The following is a 1,367-nucleotide window of genomic DNA, read 5'->3' on the forward strand; positions in this document are numbered from 1 at the left end:
GCTTAGGCGTGGCATGGGGGCACTTGTGAGGCCGGGAGGTACGGTCAGTCAACCCTTCTTCCCCCTCTTCCTTAAAGCGCTTGAGCCATTTGTAGGCCGTTCGGACGCTGACACCGGCCGCATGCGCTGCTTCTTCCACGCGCAACCCATGAACAAGGATGCGATCCACAAGCAGGGCTCGACCGCGAGGGCTCAAACGGGCATGTTTATGCAGGTTCATCCGGGGCTCCTGGGGGCTGGGTTGGCTTGATAACCCCCATCTTCCAGAGATGCCCCGGATGAACAACCTACTGAGAGATCACAACTAGGCGCTGCCGAAGACGGCTGCCTGGCGGCCGATGCAGACGAAGACATTGAAGCCGTTCGGTCGGAATGATACGGTCGCATCGAGATACGTCGCCTCAGGGGAATGCGACATGCTTACGCACCTCGGTCACGCACCACGATCGGGATATCGCGGTAAAGCGAATGGGGATGCACTTGGTGGGGAGGTCAGAGATTACGTACTACACCCCGGTGCTACGCACCTTGTTGACTTCGAATAGTTGTTAGGCCGCACTATGGATCATCGAGTACTTAAAGACTGTGCCATTTTGATCGGATACAACCCCGAGGGGCAATGCGTCTATTCGACTCAAATGCCGCTAAGTGACTACTGGGATGGGGAGCATGTCTGGGATACAGACACTGGCGTTCAAGACTTACGCCTAGAGCGAGTTCGTGGCTACCTGTTCGATAAGTCAGGGGACTGGATTCAGGAGTTTGAGAGCATCTTTGACATTGCCGACGGCATCTACAAATCCGGCTGGCAAAAGCACTCCGACGGGATATATCAAGAGGATGCGGCCTAACAATCCATTCAAGCCGAAGCCGCTTCGCAACTCGGCTTAACCCGGGCGTTAGGCAGTGGTGGAGCAAGTCAGTTGGTGAGTCCGGCTTCTGTCGGTTCGCTGGCATGCTGGCGGTAGGCTCCGGGGGAGTCGTCACCGTTGCTGGGTGCGGTAAGTTCGGTGCTTCGCCCTCGTACGTCATTGCCGCGCTGCGCTCATTGCACTTGGCTTCGGTGGCGTCAGGCGCTGCTGCATCGCCGGGCAACCTCCATCCCGCAGGCTGTGGCACACTCGGTACAGGCGGCAGTGCTGGGGAGCATGGTTGCACCATCGAACCTTGCGGCCACTCACTGCCTAACAACTCATTCAAGCCGAAGTTGCTTCGCAACTCGGCTTAATTCAAGCGTTAGGGATGGTCTGATCAACGCCATCGGAGGATGAGGTAAGCCGCATCGGTCGCGCCAATGACGCTCAGGCCTGCGGTTTTTGGCCGTTTCCGGCGCATGTGCGCGGTGTTGCCCCTGCTACAGGCACACC

Annotated in this window: 1 protein-coding gene; it reads right to left on the minus strand. The window is 57.9% G+C overall.

All coding sequences use genetic code 11. The features are described 5' to 3' along the window. Nucleotides 1-220: leucine zipper domain-containing protein (locus tag A7D17_RS23440; protein ID WP_153041992.1), on the minus strand; the 220-nt coding region annotated here is incomplete at its 3' end. Nucleotides 221-1,367 lie beyond the last annotated feature (1,147 nt).

The sequence above is a fragment of the Xanthomonas floridensis genome, from assembly GCF_001642575.1.
Classification (GTDB): domain Bacteria; phylum Pseudomonadota; class Gammaproteobacteria; order Xanthomonadales; family Xanthomonadaceae; genus Xanthomonas; species Xanthomonas floridensis.